The organism is Streptomyces sp. NPDC005962 (assembly GCF_040629205.1).
Taxonomy (GTDB): domain Bacteria; phylum Actinomycetota; class Actinomycetes; order Streptomycetales; family Streptomycetaceae; genus Streptomyces.
In genome coordinates this window covers 227,911-254,270 of sequence record NZ_JBEXVE010000013.1, presented here as the reverse complement: position 1 = coordinate 254,270, position 26,360 = coordinate 227,911, and the positions used below count along the sequence as shown (strand labels likewise).

At 71.6% G+C, this 26,360-nt stretch carries 23 protein-coding genes; 10 read left to right on the top strand and 13 right to left on the bottom strand.

Annotation, left to right across the window (positions count from 1 at the left end):
- Positions 1-110 precede the first annotated feature (110 nt).
- Entirely contained in the window at positions 111-350 is a 240-nt protein-coding gene (locus tag ABZ370_RS23355; protein WP_358624095.1) for a hypothetical protein, read from the bottom strand.
- A gap of 158 nt (positions 351-508) precedes the next feature.
- Positions 509-1,114: a dihydrofolate reductase family protein gene (locus ABZ370_RS23350; RefSeq protein ID WP_358624093.1), complete on the bottom strand. Its 606-nt coding sequence runs from the start codon at positions 1,112-1,114 to the stop codon at positions 509-511.
- Positions 1,115-1,184: 70 nt separating this feature from the next.
- Here ABZ370_RS23350 and ABZ370_RS23345 point away from each other — a divergent pair, with 70 nt between their 5' ends.
- Together ABZ370_RS23345 and ABZ370_RS23340 are read left to right on the top strand one after the other, a co-directional pair.
- Positions 1,185-1,760: a TetR family transcriptional regulator gene (locus ABZ370_RS23345; protein ID WP_358624091.1), complete on the top strand. Its 576-nt coding sequence runs from the start codon at positions 1,185-1,187 to the stop codon at positions 1,758-1,760.
- An 87-nt stretch (positions 1,761-1,847) separates the two neighbouring features.
- Positions 1,848-2,495, top strand: coding sequence for a dihydrofolate reductase family protein (locus ABZ370_RS23340; RefSeq protein ID WP_358624089.1), 648 nt, complete (start codon positions 1,848-1,850; stop codon positions 2,493-2,495).
- Positions 2,496-2,553: 58 nt separating this feature from the next.
- Here ABZ370_RS23340 and ABZ370_RS23335 read toward each other — a convergent pair whose 3' ends face one another.
- Positions 2,554-3,039: a carboxymuconolactone decarboxylase family protein gene (locus tag ABZ370_RS23335; RefSeq protein WP_358624086.1), complete on the bottom strand. Its 486-nt coding sequence runs from the start codon at positions 3,037-3,039 to the stop codon at positions 2,554-2,556.
- Positions 3,040-3,212: 173 nt separating this feature from the next.
- Between ABZ370_RS23335 and ABZ370_RS23330 the strand changes: the two genes are divergently transcribed.
- The 4 genes from ABZ370_RS23330 to ABZ370_RS23315 all read left to right on the top strand — a co-directional run bounded on the left by ABZ370_RS23330 (position 3,213) and on the right by ABZ370_RS23315 (position 9,179).
- A complete protein-coding gene (locus ABZ370_RS23330) occupies positions 3,213-4,103 on the top strand; it encodes an RNA polymerase sigma-70 factor (protein ID WP_358624083.1) in 891 nt (296 codons plus the stop codon).
- 271 nt (positions 4,104-4,374) lie between these two features.
- Positions 4,375-6,471: a glycosyltransferase gene (locus ABZ370_RS23325; RefSeq protein ID WP_358624081.1), complete on the top strand. Its 2,097-nt coding sequence runs from the start codon at positions 4,375-4,377 to the stop codon at positions 6,469-6,471.
- A gap of 69 nt (positions 6,472-6,540) precedes the next feature.
- Entirely contained in the window at positions 6,541-8,151 is a 1,611-nt protein-coding gene (locus ABZ370_RS23320) for an LCP family protein (protein ID WP_358624079.1), read from the top strand.
- A 215-nt stretch (positions 8,152-8,366) separates the two neighbouring features.
- Positions 8,367-9,179, top strand: coding sequence for a carbohydrate ABC transporter permease (locus tag ABZ370_RS23315; protein WP_358624127.1), 813 nt, complete (start codon positions 8,367-8,369; stop codon positions 9,177-9,179).
- Positions 9,180-9,203: 24 nt separating this feature from the next.
- On the opposite strand, the gene ABZ370_RS23310 is transcribed toward ABZ370_RS23315, so the two are convergent.
- The 3 genes from ABZ370_RS23310 to ABZ370_RS23300 form a co-directional block, all read right to left on the bottom strand.
- Positions 9,204-10,373, bottom strand: coding sequence for a hypothetical protein (locus ABZ370_RS23310; protein WP_358624076.1), 1,170 nt, complete (start codon positions 10,371-10,373; stop codon positions 9,204-9,206).
- Positions 10,364-11,692: a hypothetical protein gene (locus ABZ370_RS23305; RefSeq protein ID WP_358624075.1), complete on the bottom strand. Its 1,329-nt coding sequence runs from the start codon at positions 11,690-11,692 to the stop codon at positions 10,364-10,366. Before ABZ370_RS23305 ends, ABZ370_RS23310 begins: the two co-directional genes overlap by 10 nt.
- A 72-nt stretch (positions 11,693-11,764) precedes the next feature.
- A complete protein-coding gene (locus tag ABZ370_RS23300; protein WP_358624073.1) occupies positions 11,765-12,790 on the bottom strand; it encodes an ATP-dependent 6-phosphofructokinase in 1,026 nt (341 codons plus the stop codon).
- A 199-nt stretch (positions 12,791-12,989) separates the two neighbouring features.
- On the opposite strand from ABZ370_RS23300, the gene pta reads away from it, so the two are divergent.
- The 3 genes from pta to pyk all read left to right on the top strand — a co-directional run bounded on the left by pta (position 12,990) and on the right by pyk (position 17,784).
- On the top strand, positions 12,990-15,095 hold the full coding sequence (gene pta, locus ABZ370_RS23295; RefSeq protein ID WP_358624071.1) for a phosphate acetyltransferase: 2,106 nt from the start codon (positions 12,990-12,992) through the stop codon (positions 15,093-15,095).
- Positions 15,096-15,145: 50 nt separating this feature from the next.
- Positions 15,146-16,291, top strand: a complete 1,146-nt coding sequence (locus ABZ370_RS23290; RefSeq protein ID WP_358624068.1) for an acetate kinase — start codon at positions 15,146-15,148, stop codon at positions 16,289-16,291.
- A gap of 65 nt (positions 16,292-16,356) precedes the next feature.
- Complete coding sequence (pyk, locus tag ABZ370_RS23285; protein ID WP_358624065.1) at positions 16,357-17,784, top strand: pyruvate kinase; 1,428 nt, start codon at positions 16,357-16,359, stop codon at positions 17,782-17,784.
- 56 nt (positions 17,785-17,840) lie between these two features.
- Here the strand turns inward: pyk and ABZ370_RS23280 are convergent, their stop codons facing one another.
- The 7 genes from ABZ370_RS23280 to ABZ370_RS23250 all read right to left on the bottom strand — a co-directional run bounded on the left by ABZ370_RS23280 (position 17,841) and on the right by ABZ370_RS23250 (position 25,480).
- The gene (locus ABZ370_RS23280; protein WP_358624063.1) at positions 17,841-19,463 is read right to left on the bottom strand and encodes a Clp protease N-terminal domain-containing protein; all 1,623 of its coding nucleotides are present in this window, start codon (positions 19,461-19,463) and stop codon (positions 17,841-17,843) included.
- A 3-nt stretch (positions 19,464-19,466) separates the two neighbouring features.
- On the bottom strand, positions 19,467-20,768 hold the full coding sequence (locus ABZ370_RS23275; protein WP_358624060.1) for a tetratricopeptide repeat protein: 1,302 nt from the start codon (positions 20,766-20,768) through the stop codon (positions 19,467-19,469).
- A gap of 3 nt (positions 20,769-20,771) precedes the next feature.
- Entirely contained in the window at positions 20,772-21,128 is a 357-nt protein-coding gene (locus ABZ370_RS23270) for a hypothetical protein (RefSeq protein WP_358624057.1), read from the bottom strand.
- A 193-nt stretch (positions 21,129-21,321) separates the two neighbouring features.
- The gene (locus ABZ370_RS23265; protein WP_358624055.1) at positions 21,322-22,587 is read right to left on the bottom strand and encodes a hydrogenase expression protein HypF; all 1,266 of its coding nucleotides are present in this window, start codon (positions 22,585-22,587) and stop codon (positions 21,322-21,324) included.
- A 73-nt stretch (positions 22,588-22,660) separates the two neighbouring features.
- Positions 22,661-23,191, bottom strand: a complete 531-nt coding sequence (locus ABZ370_RS23260) for a DUF6114 domain-containing protein (protein ID WP_358624053.1) — start codon at positions 23,189-23,191, stop codon at positions 22,661-22,663.
- A gap of 139 nt (positions 23,192-23,330) precedes the next feature.
- Positions 23,331-23,948: a DUF6230 family protein gene (locus ABZ370_RS23255; RefSeq protein WP_358624050.1), complete on the bottom strand. Its 618-nt coding sequence runs from the start codon at positions 23,946-23,948 to the stop codon at positions 23,331-23,333.
- A gap of 566 nt (positions 23,949-24,514) precedes the next feature.
- Entirely contained in the window at positions 24,515-25,480 is a 966-nt protein-coding gene (locus ABZ370_RS23250) for a tetratricopeptide repeat protein (protein ID WP_358624048.1), read from the bottom strand.
- A gap of 134 nt (positions 25,481-25,614) precedes the next feature.
- Between ABZ370_RS23250 and ABZ370_RS23245 the strand changes: the two genes are divergently transcribed.
- Positions 25,615-26,298 carry a TetR/AcrR family transcriptional regulator gene (locus tag ABZ370_RS23245; protein ID WP_358624046.1) on the top strand — a complete coding sequence of 228 codons (684 nt, stop codon included), beginning with the start codon at positions 25,615-25,617 and terminating at the stop codon, positions 26,296-26,298.
- The last annotated feature ends 62 nt before the right edge of the window (positions 26,299-26,360 follow it).

The following is a 26,360-nucleotide window of genomic DNA, read 5'->3' as shown; positions in this document are numbered from 1 at the left end:
TTGGCCTTGGCGTAGAGCCAGGTTTTGAAGAGCTTGTCCAGGGGCTTGCCGGAGAGGCGTTTGGACAGGGCCGCACTCCCCCGATCGAGAACGTGTGGCGTGGGCGGTCGTCAGTCGGCGTAGACCCAGCCCGCCCAGAGGCTGCCGGACTTGCGGCAGTCGTAGTCGTAGACGTTGGAGGCGGCCATGTAGTAGTCCTCGTCGGCCCAGCAACGCGACGAGGTGGAGTAGTACTGACCCGTCTCCTGCCAGGTCGCGGCCGGGGCGGCCTGTGCGGTCGCGGGGACGGCGACGGCTGCCGTCGCGCCCAGGAAGATCGACGCGACGGCCAGGCCGAGCTTGCGGTTCATAGGTGGTTCCCTCCGTTCATGCCACCGGCCCCGTGCCGGTGGCTGCGTCAGAGGAAATCCGCTGCCGCCCGGCCGCGTACAGCGATCCGGGCTGTCCCGGACAGGGCAACCACCCGCGCCTGGGGTGTTGCCCGCGTCCCGGACGTGTCCGGGACAGGTCAGTGGCGGGCGTGGCGGGCGAACCATGTGACCGTCACGCCGTTGTCGAACGGCTCGCGGTCGGTCACCCGGAAGGCGGTGGGGTTGAACTCGCCGTGGAACGCGGGGATTCCGGACCCGGCGACCACCGGGTAGCTCTTGACGATCAGCCGGTCGAGCTCGGGCAGCAGCGTCCCCGCGAGTCGGCCGCCGCCGCACAGCCAGATGTCCTGGCCCTCCTCGCGCTTGAGGTCGCGGACCAGGGCGAGCGGGTCGGTGTCGACGACCGTCACGCCCGGGTCAGGGGCGGCGGCGAGGGTGCCGAGGGTGGTGGAGACGACGTACTGGCGCAGGTGTGCGTACGGGCTGGTGATGCCCGCGTCCAGCGCGGGGCGGTAGGCGCCGAGGCCCATCAGGACGGTGTCGAAGTGCCGGTTGGGCGCGTCGGTGAGGCCGCAGGCGGCGCGCATGGCGGTGGGGACGGTCTCGGGGTAGCGCTCGTTCATCCGCCCCATGTAGGCGGCGGTCTGCGCCTCGTCGCCCGAGGGGTAGAAGTCGAACTCCCCGCCGGGTCCGGCGATATAGCCGTCGATACTGACCGCGACGTAGTAGACGAGCTCTCGCATACACACCACTCCATCCGTAGTACTCTACCTGAGGTGGTGTGAACGTAGTACTACATCTGGAGTGGTGTCAATGGTGCGCAGGAACGACGAGCGAAGGGCGGCCCTCGTCGACGCCGCCATCGAGGTGCTGGCCGCGGAGGGCGCGCGGGGGCTGACCTTTCGGGCGGTGGACGGCGAGGCCGCCGTGCCCGCCGGGACGGCGTCCAACTACTTCGCCAACCGCGACGATCTGCTCACCCAGGCCGGTGCCCGGGTCTACGAACGGCTTCAGCCCGACGAGGCGACCATCGCCCGGCAGCAGGCGAGCACCCGGGACCGGGAGGGGTACGCGGCGCTGATGCGCGAACTGGTCGGCCGGATCAGCGCCTTCCGCACCGGCTATCTGGCGCTCCTCGAACTGCGCCTGGAGGCCACCCGGCGGCCCGCCCTGCGCGCGGTGCTGACCGAGCGGGTTCGCGCCGATATGGACGCCAACGTGGCCTATCACGAGGCGTCCGGGCTGCCCGGTGACGCGACGGCGGTCCGGCTGCTGTACTTGGCGCTCAACTGGCTGATCGTCGAGCAGCTGACGCTGCCGGAGGTGTTCACCGAGGCCGAGCGGGACGCGCTCGTCGTGGCCGCCGTCGACCGCATCGTCACGCCGTGAGCCCTTTACCAGCAGGTCGGGGCCGCGGCGATGAGTTTTGCGGGGGCGGGCGGTCCAACCATCGTCGACGGCTACAGGAGGAACCACATGACGCAGCTGCTGAGGGTCCAGAATTTCGGCGTCTCGCGGGACGGATTCGGCACCGGTGAGAATCAGAGCCTGGAGAGACCGTTCGGCAACGCCGATCCCGGGGAGCTGTTCGCCTGGGCCGGGGCCACGGCGAGCTGGGTCGGGCGGCACGAGCCCGGCGGGAGCCGTGGGCTGGACGACTACTTCACCCGGGACTTCGCCCACAACATCGGCGCCGAGATCATGGGCCGCAACAAGTTCGGGCCGCAGCGCGGGCCCTGGCAGGACCACGAGTGGCGCGGCTGGTGGGGTGACGAGCCCCCGTTCCACACGCCGGTGTTCGTCATGACGCACCACCCGCGCCCGTCGTTCACGCTCTCCGACACCACGTTCCACTTCGTCGGCGGCGACCCGGCCACGGTCCTGGAACAGGCGCGGGAGGCGGCGCGGGGCAAGGACGTCCGGCTCGGCGGCGGGGTCAGCACCGTCCGCGACTTCCTCGCCGCCGACCTCGTCGACACCCTGCACGTGGCGGTCTCGCCGGTGGAGATCGGGGCCGGGGTACGGCTGTGGGAGTCCCCCGATGAGCTGCTCGACCGGTTCCACCTCGACGTCGTGCCCAGCCCGAGGAGCGGCGTGACGCATCACCTGTTCTGGCGGAAGTGACCCGAGGGGCCACCCGGCATCGCCCGGCCCGGGGTTCCGGGCCGGGCGCGGCCGCCGGTCAGCTGACCGCCGCTGCGAACATGCCCGGCTCGTACGACCCTCCCCGCTGGTGCACGATCACCGCGAGCCGGTTCGCCGCGTTGATCAGGGCGACCAGCGAGACGAGCGCGGCGATCTGGTCGTCGTCGTAGTGCTCGCGCACCTGGGCCCAGGTCGCGTCGGACACCCCGGGCTGGGCGTCGGCGAGCCGGGTGCCCTCTTCGGCGAGCGCCAGCGCGGCCCGCTCGGCGGCGGTGAAGACGGTGGACTCGCGCCAGACGGCGACCAGGTGGAGCCGGACCGCGCTCTCCCCGGCAGCCGCGGCCTCCTTCGTGTGCATGTCGACACACCAGCCGCAGCCGTTGATCTGGCTCGCGCGCAGCGACACCAGCTCCTGGGTGGACATCGGCAGCGACGACTGGTGGATCAGCAGCCCGGCGCCCGCGAACCGCTTGGCGAACCTGGCGCCGACCTCGTTCTCGAACAGGTTGAACCGTGCGTCCATGACAGCGTCCCTTCTCGTGGTGGTGCACTGGACGAACACGAGATGCCGACGGCCCGCTCCCTGTGACACGGCGGCCGTGTGACGTGCGCCACCGGCCGGAGGTGTCACAGATCCGCCGCGACCGGCGTCTTGTGCGCGTGGCATCGTCGAGAGCGAGCAGGCAGGAGCAGCCGGTGAACCACTCCACATCCACGGCCACCGAGGCATTCGTCGCCCATCGCAACCTGCTGTTCACCGTCGCGTACGAGATGCTCGGCTCGGCCGCCGACGCGGAGGACGTCCTCCAGGAGACCTGGCTGCGGTGGGCGGGCGTCGACCTCGGCGCGGTACGGGACCGGCGGGCGTACCTGGTACGGATCACCACGCGCCAGGCGCTGAGCCGACTGCGTACGCTCGGCCGCCGCAAGGAGTCATACGTCGGCCCGTGGCTGCCCGAACCGCTGCTGACCAGCCCGGACGTGGCCGAGGACGTCGAGCTGGCCGAGAGCGTCTCGATGGCGATGCTGCTGGTGCTGGAGACGCTGACGCCGACCGAGCGGGCGGTGTTCGTGCTGCGCGAGGTGTTCGACCTCGGGTACGACGAGATCGCCGACGCGGTCGGCAAGAGCCCGGCCGCGGTCCGCCAGATCGCGCACCGGGCACGGGCACACGTCGCGGCGCGCCGACCGCGCGGGGCCGTGTCCCCGGCCGAGTCCCGCGACGCGCTCGACGCCTTCCAGCGGGCGGCCGCCACGGGCGATCTGCAGGGCCTGCTCGACATCCTCGCGCCGGACGTCGTCTTCCTGGGCGACGGCGGCGGAATCAAGCAGGCCGTCCCGCGGCCCATCGTGGGCGCCGACAAGGTGGGCCGTCTGCTGGCCGCCGGGCTGGGCAGGATGGCCGCCGTGGGAACGCTGCGCCCCGCGCAGGTCAACGGCCACCCGGCGCTGATCCTCCGGGCGGACGGCGCGATCGACACCGTGCTGGCGGTGCGCGTCGACGACGGCCTCATCACCGGGCTGTACGCCGTGCGCAACCCCGAGAAGCTGTCGCATATGCGGCAGGAGACCGCCCTGCGCCGCTGAACCCGAAAGCTGAACCCGAGAGCTGAACCCGAAAGCCGGGACCGGGTCCGGAGGCCATGACCGGGCCGCCGACAGACGATACGGGATCGGACCGTCCCGGAGGGCGGCGTCGGCGGATTCTTATCCGTTGCCGCCGGTTCGGCGGGGGCGCTGAGCCCTCGTCACTACGGTGAGACCATCTGAGCCGCGTGGGGCGGCCCGACCACCGACCGAAGAAGTGCCACGGCGGCCGTGGCTCACGCGACCCTGACCCTGGGGGACGATCCAGCCGATGAGCCACCCGATCCGCGGAGGCCGACACAAGCGGTCCCGTGACCCTCGCGCGCACTGGCTGCTGCTGTCCCTGATCCTGCCCGTCATGTTCGGCCTGCTGATGTTCCAGGGCTGGACCACGCACGAGGTGGACGCCGCGAAGTCGCGGCCCGACTGCACCAGTCCGGTACCCAAGGCGATCGCCGGCGGCGGGCCGGTGGTGCAGATCAACAACGGCCAGGTGAAGACGGTGAGCATGCCCGCCGGGACGGTGGCGCTCACCTACGACGGCGGGCCCGACCCGGAGTGGACGCCGCGCATCCTCGACCTGCTGCGCAAGAACAAGGCACGCGCGACGTTCTTCCTCAACGGCGCCAAGGCGGCCGAGCACCCGGATCTGGTGCGGCGGATCAGGGCCGAGGGCCATGAGATCGGGTCCAACACCTACACCGGCGCCGACATGGGCACCTCCTCCCGCGTCCGCTCCTCGATGGAGCTGTCGCTCACCGAGTCGGCGCTCGCGGGCACCGTGGGTGCCGAGCCCCGGCTGATGCGGATGCCGCTGACCACCGATGTGGAGACGCTGTGCGGCGTCGAGTGGCAGGCGGCGCGCAAGGTCGCCTCGCAGGGGTACGCGCTGGTCGCCGCCGACAAGCCGTCGAAGCGGCCCTCGCAGGGGCTGGTCCGGCAGCTGTCGCTGACGGACACCGCGTACCAGGAGACCGAGAGGCTGCTGAAGAACCCGCGGGTGCAGCGGTTCACCACGGTCACGGGCGGGCTCGGGGTGCCTCCGGTGGAGACCCGGTCGTCCGCCCTGGACCGCTGGCAGGGCCAGGCCCTGATCTGGCTCGCGGCCGTCGGCCGCGCCTTCGTGACCATCATGACGTGGGTGCTGGGCATCGCGGGCGCGCTGGGCGTGCTGCGGCTGGTGCTGCTGGTGGTGTTCGCCCGCGCCCATGTCCGGCGGCTGACCCGCTACGGCCTCGACGACCCGCCGCCCCCGATGGTGAACGAGCCGGTGACGGTGCTGGTGCCCGCGTACAACGAGGAGGCGGGCATCGAGGGCACCATCCGCTCGCTGCTGGCCTCCACCCACCAGAAGCTCCAGGTCATCGTGATCGACGACGGGTCGACGGACCGGACGGCCGAGATCGCCGCCGCGAGCGACGACTCCCGGGTGCTGGTGATACGTCAGCCCAACTCGGGCAAGCCGACCGCGCTCAACACCGGTCTGGCGCACGCCAAGCACGACATCGTGGTCATGGTCGACGCCGACACCGTCTTCGAACCGGACGCCATCCGCCAGCTCATCCAGCCGCTCGCCCAGCCGGACATCGGCGCGGTGAGCGGCAACACCAAGGTCGGCAACCGGCGCAGCCTGCTCGGCAGATGGCAGCACCTGGAGTACGTCTTCGGGTTCAACCTCGACCGCCGGATGTTCGAGGTGCTGGAGTGCATGCCGACCGTCCCGGGCGCCATCGGCGCCTTCCGGCGGGAGGCGCTGAGGGATGTCGGCGGCGTCAGCGAGGACACCCTCGCCGAGGACACCGACCTCACGATGGCGCTGTGGCGGGCCGACTGGCGGGTGGTGTACGAGGAGACGGCCGTCGCCTGGACCGAGGTCCCCACCTCGCTGCGCCAGCTGTGGCGGCAGCGCTACCGCTGGGGTTACGGCACCCTCCAGGCGATGTGGAAGCACCGGCGCGCGGTCATCGCCCGCGGCTCGGACGGGCGCTTCGGCCGCCGCGGGCTGACGTATCTCGCGCTGTTCCAGGTCCTGCTGCCGCTGCTCGCGCCGGTGATCGACCTGTTCGCGCTGTACGGAATCCTCTTCCAGAACCCCATGGAGTCGGCCGGGGTGTGGCTCGCGTACCTCGGCATCCAGGTGGTGTGCGCCGGATACGCGCTGCGGCTGGACGGGGAGCGGATGCGGACCCTGTGGTCGCTGCCCTTCCAGCTCTTCGCCTACCGGCAGTTGATGTATCTGGTGGTCATCCAGTCCGTGGTCGCCCTGCTGCTCGGCGCCCGGCTGAAGTGGCACCGCATCCAGCGTTCGGGGACGGCGGGCGAGACGCTCGGCACAGCGCCCGCATACCAGAGCCTGACATCGAGATAACGGGCGCCCGCGACCGTATCAATAGGCAGCAGGCATACGGACGTTTCCATGCGAAGGGAGGCTGCCCCCATGAGTGACCGGCGGGACGGGCGGGCGGACGCGAACGGGCACGGTGGCGAGAGCCCACCGAGCCACATCACCCCGGACGAACAGCGGCAGCGGGGCACGGCGGCATACCTCCAGCAGCAGCCGACGCGGGAAACCAGAGGAACGGGAGGAACGGGAGCGACGGGCGGGACGGGAGGGGCCGCGAGCGCCCGGGAGACGGCCAACGCACCGACCGAGTCGTTCCCCGTCGTGCCGCCCGCGCCCAACCCTCCGCCACCCCCGCCGCCGACCCCGGGCACGGTCGGGCCATGGCCGGGGGCGGGGGCGACTCAGCGGGTTCCGGGCATCGTCCCGCCGGGGCCGGGCGCCACCCAGCAGGTCCCGGGCATCCGCCCGCCGGGACCGGGGGCCGGGCCGCCAGGACCGGGAGCCACCCAGCGGATTCCGGGCCTCACCCAGCCGGTGCGGACCGACGCCGGGCTGTGGCGCTCGGACGCCCCCGCATCCGCTCCCGCACCCACCCCCGCCCGGCGCCCGGACATCCCGGCCCAGCGGACCCCGTACGAGGACGACCCCGAGCCTCCCGTCCTGCGGCGGCGCGCCCCCAGAGAACCGCTCAGCCGGCGCCGCAGGCTCACCCGGCTGGCGATGGTCATGGTCTCGGCGCTGCTCGTCGCCTCCGGCAGCGCCTACATCTGGGTCGACACCCAGATGAACCGCGACGTCGACCTCGACAACGCCCCGAACCGCCCGCCGCTCGGCAAGGGCACCAACTACCTCATCGTGGGCTCCGACAGCCGTGCGGGCCTGTCCGCCGAGGCCAAGCAGACGCTGCGCACCGGCTCGGCCGAGGGCGGCCGTACCGACTCGATGATGGTGCTGCACACCGGCGCCAACGGCACCACGATGCTGAGCCTCCCGCGCGACTCCTGGGTGCGCGTCCCCTCGTACGTCCGCCCCGAGACCGGCAAGCGCTACGGCGAGGAGCAGAACAAGCTCAACGCGGCCTATTCGCGGGGCGGCCCCGATCTGCTCGTCCAGACCATCGAGCGCAACACGGGGCTGCACATCAACCACTACGCGGAGATCGGCTTCGGCGGCTTCGTGGACATCGTGGACGCGGTCGGCGGCGTACGGATGTGCGTGGACCGCGACATCAAGGACGAGAAGTCCGGCCTGGACCTGAAGAAGGGCTGCCAGATCCTCGACGGCGGCAAGGCGCTCTCGTTCGTCCGGCAGCGCAAACAGGAGGCCAACGGCGACCTGGGACGGACCGCGAACCAGCAGAAGTTCCTGGCCGCCCTCGCGGAGAAGGCCGCCACCCCGGGCGTGCTGGCCAACCCGTTCGCGGCTTTCCCGACCGTCAGCGCGGGACTGGACACCCTCATCGTGGACAAGAAGATGAACCTGGAGAACCTGATGTCCCTCTTCCAGGCGATGAAGGGCGCCACCACGGGCAACGGCAAGCGGCTCAACGTCCCGGTGTCCAACACCAATCTGCGCACCTCCAAGGGCAGCGCCGTGCAGTGGGACGACGCGCAGGCCAAACGGCTCTTCGAGCAGATCCGCGGCGACCAGCCGGTGGAGGTGCCCGCGTCCCTTCCCGGCCGCCCGGCAGCGGCGACGCAATAGAACAACAGGCCGGGTGGGGGTTTTCGGTGGCACCTCCGTCTTCCCCTCCCCGCCGGGCGAGCGGTTTCATGGACGGACGCCGATCGACCGCGCTCGCGAGCGCGCGAGGAGGTCCGAGGTTGTCCGTGCTCTCCGCCCGCCCGCGGTCCCGTCCCCTCCGGTCTTCCCGTCTCCGGCCGCCCAGGCTCCGGCCGCCGCGTCTCTGGTCGCCACGGCTGCGCCGCCGACTCGCGGCCGACGCCGCGCTGCTGGTCGTCGGGGCGGCCTTCGTCCTCCCGCTGGCCTGGCTGCTGCTCGCCTCGGTCGACGGCGAGGCGACGTTACGCGTGGCGGCGCCCGGCAGCCCGACGCTCGACAACTTCTCGGCGGTGTGGACGGACGAGATCACGTTCACGCCGATGCTCAACAGCCTGGTGCTGTGCGGCGGCGCCACCGCGCTGACCGTCGCGTGCGCGGCGCTCGCCGCGTATCCGCTGTCACGGTTCCGTTCGGGGCTGGTGCGGCCGTATCTGATGACCGTGCTGTTCACGACCTGTCTGCCGATCACCGCGATCATGGTCCCGGTCTACGGGCTCTTCGTACAGGTCGACCTGATCGACACCATGTCCGGCACCGCGCTCTTCCTCGCCGCCTCCCAACTGCCCTTCGCGATCTGGCTGATGAAGAACTTCATGGACGGCGTGCCGGTGATCCTGGAGGAGGCGGCCTGGACGGACGGCGCGTCCTGGGCGCAGAGCCTGACGCGGGTCATCCTGCCGCTGATGGGCCCGGGCATCACGGTCGTGACGATCTACAGCTTCATCATGATGTGGGGCAACTTCTTCGTCCCCTTCATGCTGCTGCTCTCCCCCGAACAACTCCCCGCGTCCGTCTCGATCTTCACCTTCTTCGGCAACCACGGGCAGATCGTCTACGGGCAGCTGGCCGCGTTCTCGATCCTCTACTCGACCCCGGTGCTGCTGCTGTACGTGCTCATCTCCCGGCGGCTGGGCGGCGGCTTCGCGTTCGGCGGCGCCGTCAAGGGGTGACGACCGTCCTCAAGACGACCGTCCTCACGGGGTGACGGGCGCCGCGCAGCCGTGGTCCTCGGCCGACCGGGCGGCGAAGGCGGCCAGGGCCGCGCGTTCGTAGCCGAGGTCGGGGCGGGCGCGGGCGTCGCCGTCGGCGTCGTCGGCACGGATCAGGTACAGGGCGCGCCGGGCGCCGTCCGGGCAGTCGGCCCCGGCCCAGTACGCGCTCCGGCCGAGCCGTCCGGCGGGTTTGTCGGCAGGGGTCACGCCCTCGCCGCCGTACCGGGTGTACTGGGCGCGGGCGTCCTCCGCGTACGGCCCGTAGTACGCGTCCAGCCGGTAGCGGGGCGCGCCGTCGCGGGCGCCGAGGGCGCAGATCTCGCGCGGGGCGCGGGCCCGGGCGGTCTCGCGGGCCGTGGAGACGGCGGAGCGGGCGGCGGTGGGGACGGTCGCGCAGGTGCCGGTGGCGCCGAGCAGCGGTTCGTACTCGTCCGCGTTCACCGGCAGGCCCACGCCGCGGACCGGCTTGCCCAGCCTGGCGCCGCAGTCCCAGCGGTCGTCGGCCCGGCGGGCGGTGGCGATGGCGGTGCTGACGAACGAGGGCCGGGTTGCGGGGTCGTCCAGGGTCGCGCCGCGGAGCGTGGTCTCGACGGTGATCAGCAGGCTGCGGCCGCCCCGGGCGCAGTCGAGCAGCACGGCCGCGGTGGCCTTGCCGTCCCCGCGGTCGCCCCGGCGGGCGTTGTCGGTGGCGAGGAGGCCGGACCAGCCGTGGCCGATGGGTACGGGGAGGGTGTCGCGGGCGGGTACGGCGGTGTACAGCTCGCCGGTCCCGTGCTCGGCGCGGGGGCGGGGCGCCCCGGCGATGGTGACGCCGACGCGGCCCCTGCCCTCGGCGGTCACGGCGCAGCGCACGGCCAGGGAGCTGCCGCCGCTGTTGCCGCTGCCACTGCTGCCGCCACTGCCGCTGTCGCTGCTGTCGCCGCCGAAGGTGCCCTCGGTGCCGCTGGTCACGTCCATACCGCTGTCGCCGAGCACCGTGCGGACCTCGTCCGCCGCGAGCGCCCCGCCGCACGCCTCGTCGAGGGCCCGGTCATCGCTGCCCGCGAACCAGACGATCACGCCGGTGAGGACGGCCAGGACGAGCGCGGCCGCCGTCATGCCGCGCACCTGCCGCTGAGTGACCAGCGACCGCGGCCCGGTGGTCAGTGCCATTCCTCGACCTCCCCGAGGACCGTGGTGTCGCGGCAGCCAGCCGTCTTCGGCCAGCCGTCCTCGGCGCCCAGATAGCGGGCCAGCAGCGTGTGCGCGGTCTCGGAGAGCGCGGCGCGCCGCTCGGGGCCGAGCGGAACCGTCTCGCCGTCGGGTATGCGCAGCCGGGGCAGGACGGAGACACGGTGGTAGGTGACCCGGCCGCCGCACACCGACCGGGCCCACAGGGCGAGTTGGGGACGGGTGAGGTAGGAGGGGACGCGGTCCACCCGGTCCCCCGCGTCCGTTTCCTCTGCTTCAGCTGCCCCGGCTTCGGCGTCGTCGTCCGCTCCGGTTTCGGCGTCCACGAGCCGGTTATCCCCGTCCGCGGCGCCCCAGCCGGGCACATGGCCCTCGCGTTCGTACGAGTCGTACGCGGACCGGCCCAGCACCCCGGCCCAGCTGGCCGCCTCGACCCCGGTGATCTGCCAGTCCCTCGGCGCCACGCCCTTGTTGTGCCGGGCGTCCGGGTCCCAGTCGCCGGTGCAGGCGCTCAAGGAGGCGGAGTCCTGGGCGTCGCCGCGCGTGGCCCACGCCCCGGGCCGGAGCCCGGGGACCGAGGACGGGCTGATCCAGTCGCACCGCCGCGCGGCAGGGCCGGTCAGGCCGCCCCCGCCCTGGTCACCGGCCGTGGCCACGACCCGGGTCGGCGGGTCCAGCGGGGGCCCGCCGCAGCGCTGCGCCCTGGTGATGGCGTTGGCGACGTGGACGGCGGTGCGGAAGCCGGTGAGCGCCGTCGTACGGCTCGTCCCGGCCGCCGCCCCGGCGCTTCCGTCGGTGACCTTGGCCGTGACGTACAGATCGGTCGTCGGCCGGACCCGGCCGTCCAGACCGCCCTGGCAGTCGGCGACCAGCCAGGCGCCGCGCGCGCCGTACCGGCCGGTGGTGCCGGGCGCCGTGAAGGTGGCGCCGGAACCGGGGTTCAGGATCTGGCGGGTCTCCATGCCCTGGGGCACGTCCGAGACCAGCGCCTCGGCGTGGACGGTGACGCCGTTGCCGCCGCCCCAGGACAGCGAGCAGTCGAGCAGGGAGCGGCTCTGCCGGCCGGGGGCGAGCATGGTGCCGTGCTGGCGCAGCTCACCGGGGCGGGCGTCGCGCACCAGCCCCTGGAGGTCGCCGTACGGCAGGGCGCCGTCGCAGGCCTTGCGCAACTGGTCGCGGTTGGCGGCGAGATGGCCGCCGCCCCGGCTGCCGATCGCGATGTTGGCACCGGTGACCAGCGCGGTGATCAGTGCGAAGAGGATCGCGTAGCGCAGCCACACACGGTCCGTTAACCCGCCCATCCCGCCGGTACTCCCTACCCCCCTGATCGACTCCGTCCCCCCGGGTCGGGCGGGGACCGTACAGGATGTGGCTCAGAAGACGGACTCGGCCTCGTCCATGCGGTGGGCCGGGACGGTCTTCAGCGCGGTGACGGCCTCGGCGATCGGCACCATGCTGATGTCGGTGCCGCGCAGCGCCGTCATCATGCCGAAGTCGCCGCGGTGGGCGGCCTCGACGGCGTGCCAGCCGAAGCGGGTGGCCAGCACCCGGTCGTACGCGGTGGGCGTACCGCCGCGCTGGACGTGGCCGAGGATGACCGGGCGGGCCTCCTTGCCGAGCCGCCGCTCCAGCTCGGCCGCGAGCCGGTTGCCGATACCGGCGAACCGCTCGTGCCCGTACTGGTCGATCGCGCCCTTCTGGTACTCCATCGCGCCCTCGGCGGGGTGCGCGCCCTCGGCGACGCAGACGACCGCGAACTTCTTGCCGCGCGCGAAGCGCTCCTCGACCATCTTGACCAGCCCGTCGACCTCGAAGGGCCGCTCCGGGAGGCAGATGCCGTGGGCGCCGCCCGCCATGCCGGACTCCAGGGCGATCCAGCCCGCGTGCCGCCCCATGACCTCGACGACCATGACCCGCTGGTGCGACTCGGCGGTGGTCTTGAGACGGTCCATGGCCTCGGTGGCGACGCCGACGGCGGTGTCGAAACCGAAGGTGCGGTCGGTGGAGGAGATGTCGTTGTCGATGGTCTTGGGGACGCCGACGATGGGCAGCCCCGCGTCCGACAGCATCCGGGCGGCGGTCAGGGTGCCCTCGCCGCCGATCGGGATCAGCACGTCTATGCCGTAGTCGCGGGCGTGGTCCTTGGAGGTCTCACAGGCCTCGCGCAGCCGGGCGCGCTCCAGCCGGGAGGAGCCGAGGATGGTGCCGCCGCGGGCCAGGATGCCGCTCACGTCGTCGAGGTCGAGCTTGCGGTGACGGCCGTCGAGGAGTCCCTTGAAACCGTCCTCGAAACCGATCACCTCGTCCCCGTGACCGGCGACCGCACGGTGCACCACCGACCGGATCACAGCATTGAGGCCGGGGCAGTCGCCGCCCGCGGTGAGAACTCCGATGCGCATCGTGCTGTGTCTCCTGCTCCCTACGGGTAGATGTGAGCCAGTCCGATTGTTTCATGGGCAGGGTGATGCTGTGTCCCTATACCACCGAGCGCCCTAGCCATGGCCAAAGGTATTGTCAAGAGGACTGGGCCGCCTAAAACGGCCAATTTGTGTCCTAAGGATGCATGCAAGGAAAACGCCGAGGAAACGGAGAGCACGCGTGACGCGCAGCGTGTACGTGACCGGGATCGAACGGGGCGACGGCCGCCAGGTCGTCGAATTGGGGGTCATGGAGCTGCTGACCCGCCATGTCGACCGGGTCGGCGTCTTCCGTCCCCTGGTGCACGACGACCCCGACCGGCTCTTCGATCTGCTGCGGGCCCGCTACCGGCTCAGTCAGCCGCCCGCCTCCGCGCGCGGCATGAGCTACGAGGAGGCGGCCGCCCTCCAGGCCGAGGAGGGCTCGGACGAGCTGGCCTCGCGGCTGGTCGGCCGCTTCCACGAGGTGGCCCGCGCGTACGAGTACGTCCTCGTCCTGGGCAGCGACTACGCCGACACCAGCCTCCCGGACGAGCTGGGGCTCAACGCCCGGCTCGCCAACGAGTTCGGCGCCTCGGTGATCACGGTCGTCGGCGGCCAGGACCAGAATGCCGAGGCCGTCGGCGCCGAGGCCCACAACGCCTACCGCGCGTACGAGGCGCAGGGCTGCGACGTCGTCGCCGTCGTCGTCAACCGGGCCGTGCCGGGCGACCGCGAGGAGATCGCCGAGCGGCTGGCCACCCGGCTCCCGGTGCCCGGCTACGTACTGCCCGAGGACGGGGCGCTGTCGGCGCCCACCGTCTCGCAGATCGTGCGCACCCTCGGCGCCGACGTGCTGCTCGGCGACCACGCCGGACTCTCCCGGGACGTCCGGGACTTCGTCTTCGGCGGCGCGATGCTGCCCAACTTCCTGCCCGCCCTCACCGAGGGCTGTCTGGTCGTGACGCCCGGCGACCGCGCGGACCTGATCGTCGGCTCGCTCGCCGCGCACAGCGCGGGCGCCCCCGCGATCGCCGGGGTGCTGCTCACCCTGGACGAACGGCCCGGCCCCGACATCCTGGCGCTGGCGTCCCGGCTCGCCCCCGGCACCCCGGTCGCCGCGGTGGCGGGCGGCTCCTTCCCGACCGCGGGCGAGCTGTTCGCCGTCGAGGGCAAGCTGAACGCGGGCGCCCCGCGCAAGGCCGAGACCGCCCTCGGCCTCTTCGAGCGCCATGTGGACACCGCCGCGCTGACCGACCGCATCGCGGTGGCCCGCTCCGGCCGGGTCACCCCGATGATGTTCGAGCACGAGCTGATCGAGCGGTCCCGGTCCGGCCGCCGCCGGGTGGTGCTGCCCGAGGGCACCGAGGAGCGGGTGCTGCGCGCCGCCGACGTCCTGCTGCGCCGCGATGTGTGCGACCTCACACTGCTGGGCGACGAGGACACGATCCGCAAGCGCGCCGCCGAACTGGGCATCCAGCTCGCCGAGGCGCAGATCGTCGCCCCGGAGACCTCGCCGCTGCGGGAGCGGTTCGCGGAGAGCTACGCCAAGCTGCGCGCCCACAAGGGCGTCTCCTACGAGGAGGCGTACGACGTGGTGGCCGACGTCTCGTACTTCGGCACGCTGATGGTCCAGGAGGGCCTGGCCGACGGCATGGTCTCGGGCGCGGTGCACTCCACCGCCGCCACCATCCGGCCCGCGTTCGAGATCATCAAGACCGCGCCGGGCGCGCAGATCGTCTCGTCCGTCTTCTTCATGTGCCTGGCCGACCGGGTGCTGGTGTACGGCGACTGCGCGGTCAACCCGGACCCGAACGCCGAGCAGCTGGCCGACATCGCCATCCAGTCGGCCACCACGGCCGCCCGGTTCGGGGTGGAGCCGCGGATCGCGATGCTCTCGTACTCCACCGGCACCTCCGGCTCCGGCGCGGACGTCGACAAGGTGCGCAAGGCGACCGAGCTGGTCCGCGAGCTCCGCCCGGACCTGCTGGTCGAGGGCCCGATCCAGTACGACGCCGCGGTGGACGCGGCGGTCGCGGCGACCAAGCTGCCCGGCTCCGAGGTGGCGGGCAAGGCCACCGTGCTGATCTTCCCGGACCTCAACACCGGCAACAACACCTACAAGGCCGTCCAGCGCTCGGCGGGCGCCGTCGCGATCGGCCCGGTGCTCCAGGGCCTGCGCAAGCCGGTGAACGACCTGTCCCGCGGGGCCATGGTCTCGGACATCGTGAACACCGTCTCGATCACCGCGGTCCAGGCCCAGTCCCAGACGCCCCCGGCCGTCCCGACCACTCCCGCGCCCCGGTGACACCGGGCGACCCTTGTGCAGAACTCCCCGACACAGAAAGTGCAGACCGCGTGAACGGCTCCCGCGTCCTCGTCCTCAACTCCGGCTCCTCGTCCGTCAAGTACCAGCTGCTGGACATGGCGGACGGCGCCCGGCTCTCCTCCGGCCTGGTCGAGCGGATCGGGGACGGCCCCGTCGCCGACCACACGGCCGCGCTCAAGCAGGTCGCCGAGGAACTGGCCGGGCAGGGCCTCGGGCTCGACTCCCCCGAGCTGGCCGCGATCGGCCACCGGGTGGTGCACGGCGGCACCCGGTTCACCGAACCCGCCCTGATCACCGACGAGGTGGTCGAGGAGATCGAGAAGCTGATCCCGCTCGCCCCGCTGCACAACCCGGCGAACGTCACCGGCATCAAGGTGGCCCGCGCGCTGCGCCCGGACCTGCCGCAGGTCGCGGTCTTCGACACCGCGTTCCACTCCACGATGCCGGAGTCGGCGGCCCGGTACGCGATCGACACCGAGACCGCCGACCGGTTCGGGGTGCGGCGGTACGGCTTCCACGGCACCTCGCACGCGTTCGTCTCCCGGGCGACGGCGAAGCTGCTGGGCAAGGACGTCGCCGAGCTGAACACGATCGTGCTGCACCTGGGCAACGGCGCCAGCGCCTCCGCCGTGCGCGGCGGGGAGTGCGTCGACACCTCCATGGGGCTGACCCCGCTGGAGGGCCTGGTCATGGGCACCCGCTCCGGTGATCTGGACCCGGCGGCGATCTTCCACCTGTCCCGGGTGGGCGGGCTGTCGACGGACGAGATCGACACCCTGCTGAACAAGCGCAGCGGGCTGCTCGGGCTGTGCGGGGACAACGACATGCGCGAGATCGGCCGCCGGATCGGCGAGGGCGACGCGGCCGCGCGGCTCGCGTTCGACATCTACATCCACCGGCTGCGGAAGTACGTGGGCGCGTACACCGCGGTGCTGGGGCGGCTGGACGCCATCGCGTTCACGGCCGGTGTCGGGGAGAACTCCGCGGCGGTGCGGGAGGCGGCGCTGCGCGATCTGCCCGCGTTCGGCATCGAGGTGGACTCGGTGCGCAACGCGGTACGCGGCTCCACGGCGCGGCTGATCTCCGCCGAGAGCAGCCGGGTCGCGGTGGCCGTGGTGCCCACCGACGAGGAGCTGGAGATCGCGAGCCAGACGTTCGATCTGGTCAGCGGCTAGCCTTCGGAACGGCTTCGATCGCTCTGAAATATTCCGCTCTGAAACAAACCGATAGGATCAGCCTCATGCGCCGTTCCAAAATCGTCTGCACCCTGGGCCCCGCCGTCGACTCCTACGACCAGCTCAAGTCGCTGATCGAGGCCGGTATGAACGTGGCCCGCTTCAACATGAGCCACGGAAGCCACCCGGAGCACGAGGAGCGCTACCACCGCGTTCGCAAGGCCTCCGAGGAGACGGGGCACGCGGTCGGCGTCCTCGCCGACCTCCAGGGCCCCAAGATCCGCCTGGAGACCTTCGCGGACGGGCCGGTGGAGCTGGTCCGCGGCGACGAGTTCATCATCACCACCGAGGACGTCGACGGCGACCGGACGATCTGCGGCACCACCTACAAGGGGCTGCCGGGCGACGTCTCCAAGGGCGACCAGATCCTGATCAACGACGGCAACGTCGAGCTGCGGGTCACCGCGGTCGAGGGCGCCCGGGTGCGGACGATCGTCATCGAGGGCGGGGTGATCTCCGACCACAAGGGGATCAACCTGCCGGGGGCGTCGGTCAACGTGCCCGCGCTGTCCGAGAAGGACATCGAGGACCTGAAGTTCGCCCTGACGATGGGGTGCGACATGGTCGCGCTGTCCTTCGTCCGCGACGCGTCCGACGTCCGCGACGTGCACCGGATCATGGACGAGGTGGGCCGCCGGGTCCCGGTGATCGCCAAGGTCGAGAAGCCGCAGGCGGTCGCCAACATGGAGGACGTCGTCGCGGCGTTCGACGGCGTCATGGTGGCCCGCGGCGACCTGGCGGTGGAATACCCGCTGGAGAAGGTCCCGATGGTGCAGAAGCGGCTGATCGAGCTGTGCCGCCGGAACGCCAAGCCGGTGATCGTGGCGACCCAGATGATGGAGTCGATGATCACCAACTCGCGGCCGACCCGCGCCGAGGCGTCCGACGTCGCCAACGCGATCCTGGACGGCGCGGACGCGGTCATGCTCTCCGCCGAGTCGTCGGTCGGCTCCTACCCGATCGAGACCGTCAAGGTGATGTCCCGCATCGTCCAGGCCGCCGAGGGGGAGCTGCTCTCGCGCGGCCTCCAGCCGCTGGTGCCCGGCAAGAAGCCGCGTACCCAGGGCGGTTCGGTGGCCCGTGCGGCGTGCGAGATCGCCGACTTCCTGGGCGCCACGTCGCTGGTCGCCTTCACCCAGTCCGGCGACACCGCGCGGCGGCTCTCCCGCTACCGCGCCCAGCAGCCGATCGTGGCCTTCACCACGGACCCCGAGACCCGCAACCAGCTGACGCTGAGCTGGGGCGTGGAGTCGTACGTGGTGCCGTATGTGGAGCACACCGACGCGATGGTGGACCTCGTGGACGCCGAGCTGTCGAAGCTGGGCCGCTACTCCTCGGGCGACATCATGATCATGACGGCGGGCTCGCCCCCCGGCGTCCCCGGCACCACCAACATGGTCCGGGTGCACCACCTGGGCGGCGAGAGCCAGTAGCCATCCGGCGGTAGCCGAGTGATCGGGCGGCCGGGCTCCTTCGGGGGCCCGGCCGCTCAGCTCATGGCCCAGATGTAGCGGTCGTCGACGGCGGGTTCGTCCGCGCCGTGGTCCGCGAACAGCTCCGCGATGTGCCGCGCGTCCACGGTCTGCGCCACCCCGTCGGTCATCCGCACCCTGGCCCCCGCCTCGTCCAGCACCTCCACCGCCTTCCCCGGCAGCACGCGGTCGGCGATGTGGCGCGCGGAGAGGCTGACGGCGGCGTCGAGGGCGTCATCGGTGATGGTGACCCGGTGGTGGGCCTCGTACTCGCCGCGCAGCACCTTCAGGATGCCGACGGCCTCGGCATGGCTGGGCTCGCTCACCGGGACGATCTGGAATTGCGCGCCGATGTTCCGCAGTGCCGCACAGGTGTCGGGGTCGGTGACGGCGATGATCCGCGACGTCCCCCGCGCGAGCGCGCACAGCGCGCTGGCGTCGCCCGGCTGGATGTCGTCCACGAACAGCACCGTGCGGTCCGGGTCCTCCACCGCCTCCTCGGCGGCCGCCGTGACATCGACGGCCCGCAGCCGCACCTCGGCCATCCCCGCCGGTACGTCGCCCTGGGCGATGCGCCGGGCCAGCCCCGAGACGATCGACGTCCGCCCGGTGCCCACCTCCCCCACCAGCAGGGCGTTGTGACGGGACTTGCGCATCAGGATCTGCATGATGCGCTCGATCTCCCGCTCGCGCCCGACGACCACGGGCGGCGGCTCGGGGGCCGGTTCGGGGTCCGGTTCCGGGTCCGGCAGCGGGCCGTTGAGAATACGGATGACCTCGTCCCGCACCTGATGCGGGGCGGCGAACTCGCTCAGCAGCTGCGCGGCCGTCCCCTCGCCCTCGCGCACCAGCCCCAGCAGCAGATGCTCCGCGCCGATGTAGTTGTGGCCGAGCGTCAGCGCGTCCTTGAGCGCCATCTCCAGCGCCATCTTGGCCCGGGGCGTGAACGGGATCGGTCCGGTCGGCGGCTTCGTCCCGAAACCGGCGCTCTGGAGCAGCCGCTCGCGGACCGCGTCGTGCGTGACGCCGAGACGCCGCAGGGCGATGGCCGGGACCCCCTCCGCCCGGAACAGGCCCAGCAGGATGTGCTCGGTCCCCAGATGGTTGTGGTTGAGCTTCCGCGCGGCCTCCTGGCCCTCCACCAGGGCCCGGCGCGCCCGGTCGGTGAACCGTCCGAAGAACTCGTTCCCCGAGGGCGTGACGGTCTCCCCGGCGGCAGGCCCGCGGACCTGCTCCCGCATGGCCTCCAGCTGGACGCCGTACGTCCCCAGGACCCGCACCGCGATGCCCTCGTGCTCACACATCAGGCCGAGCGCCAAGTGCTCCGGACCGATGTGGCTCATGCCGAGTGCCATGGATTCCCGGTGCGCGTCCTCCAGCACCCGCTTGGCCTCGGGAGTGAAGGGGATGTGTCCGCTCAGGGCCGTCGTGCCCCGGGTGAGGGTGCGCTCCACCTGCTCGCGCACCCCGGCCGCGGGCACCCCGAGGCGCCGCAGGAACTCGGCGCCGGGACTCTGCTCCTCGCGAACCAGGCCCAACAGGATGTGCTCCGTGCCGATGTAGTGGTGCTTGTGCTCCCGGGCCTCTTCCTGGGCCAGCACCACCACCCGCCGTGCCCGGTCGGTGAACCGCTCGAACATCCCTCACCCCGCAGCCATGAGTACGGACAGATCCCGCCGGGCCCGCAGCGTGTGCGGATGGTCCCGGCCCAGCACCCGCTCCCGGTCCGCGATCAGCTCGCGCAGCAGCGCCACCGCCTCGTCGCGCTCGCCCGTGCGGGCCAGGTTGTGGGCCAGGACATGGCGGGTGCGCAGCGTCGCGACGTCGTCCGCGCCCAGGACGCGCCGCCGGTCGAGCCACAGCAGCCGCAGCATCCGTACCGCCTCCGGCCGCCGCCCCGACTCGCCCAGGTTGACGGCGAGAAACTGGCGGCTGCGCAGGCTGTCCGGGTGGTCGGGGCCGAGCAGCCGGGTCTGCCGGGCGTGGATCTCCCGCAGCCGGTCCGCCGACTCCCCGGGCGCCCCGGCCCCGCCGCGCGCGTGCGCGAGCCACTGGCGGGTGCGCAGCGTGGCCGCGTGGTCGGCGCCCAGGAGGCTCTCCCGCTCCGCCAGGAGGGCGCTGAACGTCTCCGCCGCCTCCGCGTACTTGCCCGCCTCACACAGCGCCACCGCGGCCTCGTGCCGGGCGGGGTCGTCGGGGAGCCGGTGGGCGCGGTTGCGGGCGAGGGCGAGCAGGGCGGCGTTCCGGGAGCCGCGCTGGAGGGGTGCGGGCAGGCCCTCCGCGGTCATGCTCTTCTGCAACCGCCGGTAGACCTCGTCGATGCTGAGCAGTTCGGGCCCGCCGGACACGCCCTCGCGCAGCAGCCGGATCAGCCGCCCGGTGAACGCGGTGTTCTTCTCGCCGTCCTGGATCAGGGAGACCTCGTTGCCCTGGGAGGACGCCATCACATAGGTGCCCGCCACATCGACCTGCCCCATCACGGCGGCCTCCGGCCCGGCCATGGTGCCGCTCAGCGCGCGGCCGGAGAAGCAGCAGTCCAGGATGATGACCTTCGAGGTGGCGCGGCTGTCCAGGACGACGTCCCGCAGTTTGCGGTATTCCAGGGAGCCGAACTCGGGGTCCTCCCATTCGCTGTCGGCCAGCGACAGATACAAGTCCTGCCGCCGGGGCGCGATGAGGCCGTGGCCGACGTAATGAACCAGCAGCAGGTCCTCCGCCTCGGCCGCCTTCGCCCGTAAGGAACGGCCCACCCGCTGAATGTCGCCGTTGTCCAGCAACACCGTGCAATGGCGCTCCGGAACGGCCCCGTACGCGGGATCGGTGAGGGCCGCGGCCAGATCCTCGACGGTGTCGCGCACTGCGGGAAGGTCCGGAAGTTGTGGATCGGAATAGCGACTTGTGCCGATCAGGACCGCCCGGGAACGCTCGGAATCGGGCAACCGCATGGGCTATTCCTCTTCTGCGCGCAGCGCCTGCCGGAGAATCTCCTCGACGGATTCCTTGGTCACATGCCGGGCGTCGATCTCCAGCCGCTGCCCGTCCGGGCGGTGGACCGTGACCTTGATGCCGGAGCGGCGCGGCTGGGACAGCCAGGCCCGCAGCGAGGACGCGAGAACGGAGAGCGCGCCGCCCGCGCCCAGCGAGACCACGAGCAGCTCCGCGGCCGCCCCCATCTCGCCGTCACCCGGCGGTGCCGCCTTCGGTTTCACCCGCCCGGCCAGTTCGGGTTCGCCGCGCAGCCACTCGGCAAGCCGCGCCAGGCTTTCGTCCGGCTCCGGTCCGTCGACCGAAATATGGCTCTCCACCGCTGCCCCCCCGATTTCCCCCGGCGCGCTCCCCAAGCGGCATGGTGCGCGTCCATGCGAACACTCAAGGTAATGATAGAGCCCGGCGCGGACAAACGCGCCCGCGGACACCGGGCCGTCGGCCTGGTGCCCGCGGGCGGTGCCCTCCGAAGAGGGCCTTGCGGCTCCCGAACAGGTATGTGGTTGTGCGGGGTTATTCCCCGGTCGTGTACACGTGCATTCCCGGGATGGTCAGTTCGCCACCGAACTGACCGGCCTGGGTGACCGTCACATCGGTGAAGAACACCTCGGGGATGTTCACCGGCGGCGGGGTCTTCGGGCTGAAGGTGATCGGGATGATGCCCAGGAGGTTGCCCTTCAGCTCCTCCGTGTACATGGTGACCGTGCCGTTCTGGAAGGTCGAGGTGGAACCCTCGCGCGCCGCCACGTTGGTGGTCGTCCCGGCCGGGCCCTGGACCAGCTGGTGCAGATCCTTGATGTCCACGCCCTCGGCGGTGAACTTGAGGACCTTCTTCGACTGGCCGTTGTGCGTCCTGACGTCGACGATGCCCTTGTAGTCCAGGCCGTGCAGGGAGAGCATCGGGGTCTTGAGGACCCACGGGTCGTCGGGCAGCTGGCTGGCGGTCTGCTCGTCCTCCGCGTTCTTGTACGCGTCGGCGTCGAACTCGGGGCAGGGGTAGCCCACCTTGCCGCCGTCCGCGCCGTCGGACGGGGAACCGGACGGGGAGGGCTTCGGCAGGGCCTTGTCGGCCTTGTCCTTGGCGTCCTCGACCGCCTTCTTCGCCTTGTCGACGGTGTCCTTCGCGCCGTCGCCGACCTTGTCCACCGTGTCCTTGACCGGGTTGTCGGCCTTCTTGCCGGTGGACGCCGACGGACTGGGCGTGGCAGAGGACTCCGACGGGGTCGGCGTGGCGCTCGGCTCGGCCGAGGCGTCGCCGCCGTCGGTCTTGTCGGCGTCGTCGGCCTTGTCGGCGTCGTCCGGGGTGAAGATGTCGTGCAGCTTGTCCCCGATACCCAGCGGGTCCAGCGGGTTCTTGCTCTCGGACGGCGACGGGCTCGGCGACGCGCTGGGCTCGTCCCCGGCATCCGACGAGCCGGACGGGCTCGGGGTCGGGGTCGGCTTCGACGGTGCGGTGTCCCCGGAACCGGACGCGTCGCCCTTGTCCCCGGAACCCTTGCCGTCAGAACCCTTGTCCTCGGAGCCCGGGTCCTTGGCGTCTGCGCCCTTGCCGTCCTTGCCGTCCTTGTTCTTGCCGTCGGACGCGTCCTTCTTGCCCTCGGCGTCGTCCTTGTCGGCCTCATCAGGCTGGGAGACACACGGACCGGCCTTGTAACGGTCCTCGGCGCGCGTGCTCGCCGACGCGAGCTGCGGGGTCAGCCCCATGCCCATGAGCACGGCCGTCGGCATCGCGGCCAGCGCTATCGCTTTGCCCGCGGGCATCTGAAGGCGAGTGAGCATCGACTTCCTCGGCGCCGCATGCCGCGGTCCGGTTCTCGCCCGGCGCGGACTTCCGTCCGCGGCCTGCTCGTCTTCACCCCGCACGGTGCCTCCCATTCGTGGCTTCCTGGTCCGGTGCGGGTCCGGCCCCCGCCGGCTCCGGCGCACCGCCATCGTCAGCGCCGCCCTTGGGCGCGGTTCCCGGACCCCCGGCGGGCTGCGCCTTGGGGGTCTCGCCCGGCGCCCAGGCGACTCCCATGCCTCCGCCGAACAGGGCGAGCAGGAATCCCACCAGGAAGCCGCCGATGTTGGACACGGGCAGCGACACCAGGCCGAGCAGGATCGAGGCAACCCCCGCGAACACCCGCACCATGGGCTGGAACCACATGGTCAGGCCCAGCATCACCAGCAGTACGCCGATGATGAGCGAGGCCGATCCGGCGGTGGTGGACAGGTTGATCGTGAACCCGCCCGCGTTGAGGCTGTTGTACGGGAAGTACATGATCGGCAGCCCGGCCACGGTGGTGAGCAGCCCCGCCCAGAACGGGCGCTGCCAGCGCCACGCCCTGAAGGTCTCACGCCAATGGCTGATTCGGTCACTCGCCCCCGGCGACTCGGCACTCATTGAAAACAGCTCCCTGGGGCTGGCGATCTCGGCGATCGCACGTTCTCCTGCGGTACTCAACTGCGCGGCGCCTCGGCGCTGCTGGGCGTTGCCGGGTGAGGGGCAGCGCCGCGGCCCCCCACCCTTCCAGCTCAGCGCCTCAGAAGCACTCGTTCTTGCCCTTGCTGACCTTCATCGAAAGTCCGGAGAGCTTGAACGTGCCCGCACTGGTCGCCCAGGCGGTCTGCTTCACACCAATCAGCGTCGCCGAATCGGCCTGCTGGGCGAAGGAGCCCGGAAGGGCCTTGTCGCCCTTGTTGATGCCGGGACCCTTGTTCGCGTCGCCCGCCGCCACACCGATGTCGATGCCGCGGAACGTCGCGTCGGCGTCCAGCTGGTCGAGGTCGATGAAGAGGTTCTTCGCCTCGACCGTCTTGCTGCCGTTTCCGGCCGTCAGCTTCAGCGACACATCACCGAAGACCGGGACCGGGACGACCACCGACTGGCACAGACCCTTGAGCTTGGCGCTCTTGAACGCGGACACCGCGACGGGGATGCTCTTCCCGCCGTGCTGGCTGTCTATCGCGCCGTACTGGGCGAAGCCCGTACCGTCGAGCCGGTCGACCCCGACCTTGAACTGCTGACCTGACACGTTGAACGAGGCCGCGAGCGCACCCTGTGACAGGGCGACTCCGATCGCGGCCGTGGCAGCAACGCTCGGGACCATGACAACGGCGAACCGCTTCCATCTGGTCCCGCCACGAGCCAGGGACTCCATGACTTTCCTCCTTCTCGGACGTACATCTCCGGCCAGGGCCGCGGCCCCGAACTGGGATGGGAGAAGTGCTACGTCCTCGGGAAGGAGAGCGCCCACGTCTCACAGGCGCACACCGCACCCGCCGAAACACCGGCGATCACCCCCGAGCGACAACCACTGGCCACGCTTCTCGCGCAACCTCCTGGACAGGCCCCGCTCGTTGAGCAGGGACCCCCCTGTCCACGGCCGGCGCCACTACCGCCGGCCTACCCGGTGGGGACCCACCCGCAGCACCGCGCCGACCGGTTGCCGGGCTTCGATGAGGATGGACCGAGCTTGGCTGATCGTGGTCCATTCACGGCCTGGACACAAGGGGTTCGTTACTAGCGAGTAACGGACCGATAACCGATGTGCGGCAGGACGGTCGAGGCCGGGCACGCAGGGTCGCCGGCCGACGTCCGGAAAGAGGGGGAGAATTGACGCCAAGAACGGACAAAGCCCAGGCGCTCACTTACTGGTAGTAACAGCAGCCGCGTTTACCAAGTTTTGGTAAAGCGCGGCCACTGTTCCGTTTGAGACCCGCGAAGTCAGAACAGGACGCGCGCCAACGCACTACGCGCCGTGACCACTCGGGGATCGTCACCGCCGATCACCTCGAAGAGGCTGAGCAGATGGAGCCGGGCCGCCTCGCGGTCCTCACCCACCGTGCGCCGCACCGTCTCGACCAAGCGGCCGAAGGCGTCCTCGACGTGACCGCCCACCAGATCCAGGTCGGCCGCCGCGATCTGGGCCGCCGGGGACGCCGGGCTGTCGGCGGCCTCCTTGCGCACCTGCTGCGGGTCCAGCCCCTGGACCCGCTCCAGCAACTGGGCCTGGGCCAGGCCGAGCTTGGCCTCCGCGTTGGCCGGGTCGTCGTTCAGCACGTTCTGGTACGCGCGGACGGCACCGCCCAGGTCACCCGCGTCCAGCGCCTCATGGGCCGCGGCCAGCGCACTGTCGTACGGGCCCGCGGGCACCGGGGCCTCTTCCTGCTCCACGTCCTCCGCGCCCGCCGCCTCGGCAGGCGCGCCGACGATGCCGAACTGCTGCTCCGCGGCCTGCACCAGCTGGTCCAGCACCTGGCGGATCTGCGCCTCCGGCGCCGCGCCCTGGAACAGCGGCACCGGCTGCCCGGCGACCACCGCGAACACCGCGGGAATCCCCTGCACGCCGAACTGCTGGAAGAGCGCCTGGTTGGTATCGACGTCGATCTTCGCGAGGACGAACTTCCCCGCGTACTCCCCGGCCAGCTTCTCCAGGATCGGACCGAGCTGCTTGCACGGCTCGCACCACTCGGCCCAGAAGTCGATGACGACCGGCACTTCGGTGGAGCGCTGCAGGACCTCCTGCTGAAAACCCGCCTCGTCGACGTCGAAGACCAGACGCGTGGGCGCGGGCGCGCCCGTGCGGGCCGCGTCGGCCCGCGCCTTCTCCGCCTTCTGCTTCGCTTCCCCGGCCGCCTTCACCGCGGCGAGGTCGACCACTCCACTCATGGACATGTTCCGTGGCTGCATGGTCCTATCCTCCCCTCTCGACGCGGTGAATGGAAAAGCGCGTCCGCCGATCCGCGGACAGGCCGGTCTTACGCTACGAGCCGTAGCGTAACTGGCCGGGACACCCGCGTCTACCTGCGAGTAGGGTTCGCGCCATGAGCCCGCCCAGCAGGCGCACAGGTCGCCCCCGCAGCGTCGAGGCCGACCGTGCCATCCTCGGCGCGACGCGCGCCGCACTGGTCGAGCTGGGCTGGGGAAAGCTGACGATGGGGGACGTCGCCGCCCGGGCCGGAGTCGCCAAGACGACCCTCTACCGCCGCTGGGCGGGCAAGAACGAACTGGTCGTGGACGCGGTCGCGGCGGTCTTCGAAGAGCATCTGGGGTCGGCCGACTGCGGCAGCCTGCGGGCGGACATCGAGAACGTGGTGGTGCGCTTCGCCGAGCTGCTGGAGCTGCCCGAGACCAAGACGGCGCTGATGGCCGTCGTCGCCGAGGCCACCCAGGACGAGGCGCTGGGGGCCCGGGTCCGGTCCGCGATCGTGGACCGGCAGAAGCGGCTGGTGCTGATCGGCCGGGAGCGCGCGCAGCTGCGCGGCGAACTCCCGCGCGAGGAGGACCCGGGCACGGCCGCCCGCAACGCGGACCTGATCTTCGACGTGATCGCGGGCTCGGTGGTGCACCGGCTGCTGGTCAGCGCGGAACCGGTGGACACGGAGTGGGCCCAGGGCTTCTCGACACTGCTGCTGCACGGACTGGCCGCGGCGGCGCTCCCCGGCGGCGGGGCGGATACGCCGCCGGGAAGCGCGCCGGAGAGCGGTGCGGACGGACCGGCGCGGTGAGTGCGGACCGGCGCAGTGAGGGACGGCCGGTGCGGTGAGCACAAACCGGCGCGGTGAGCACG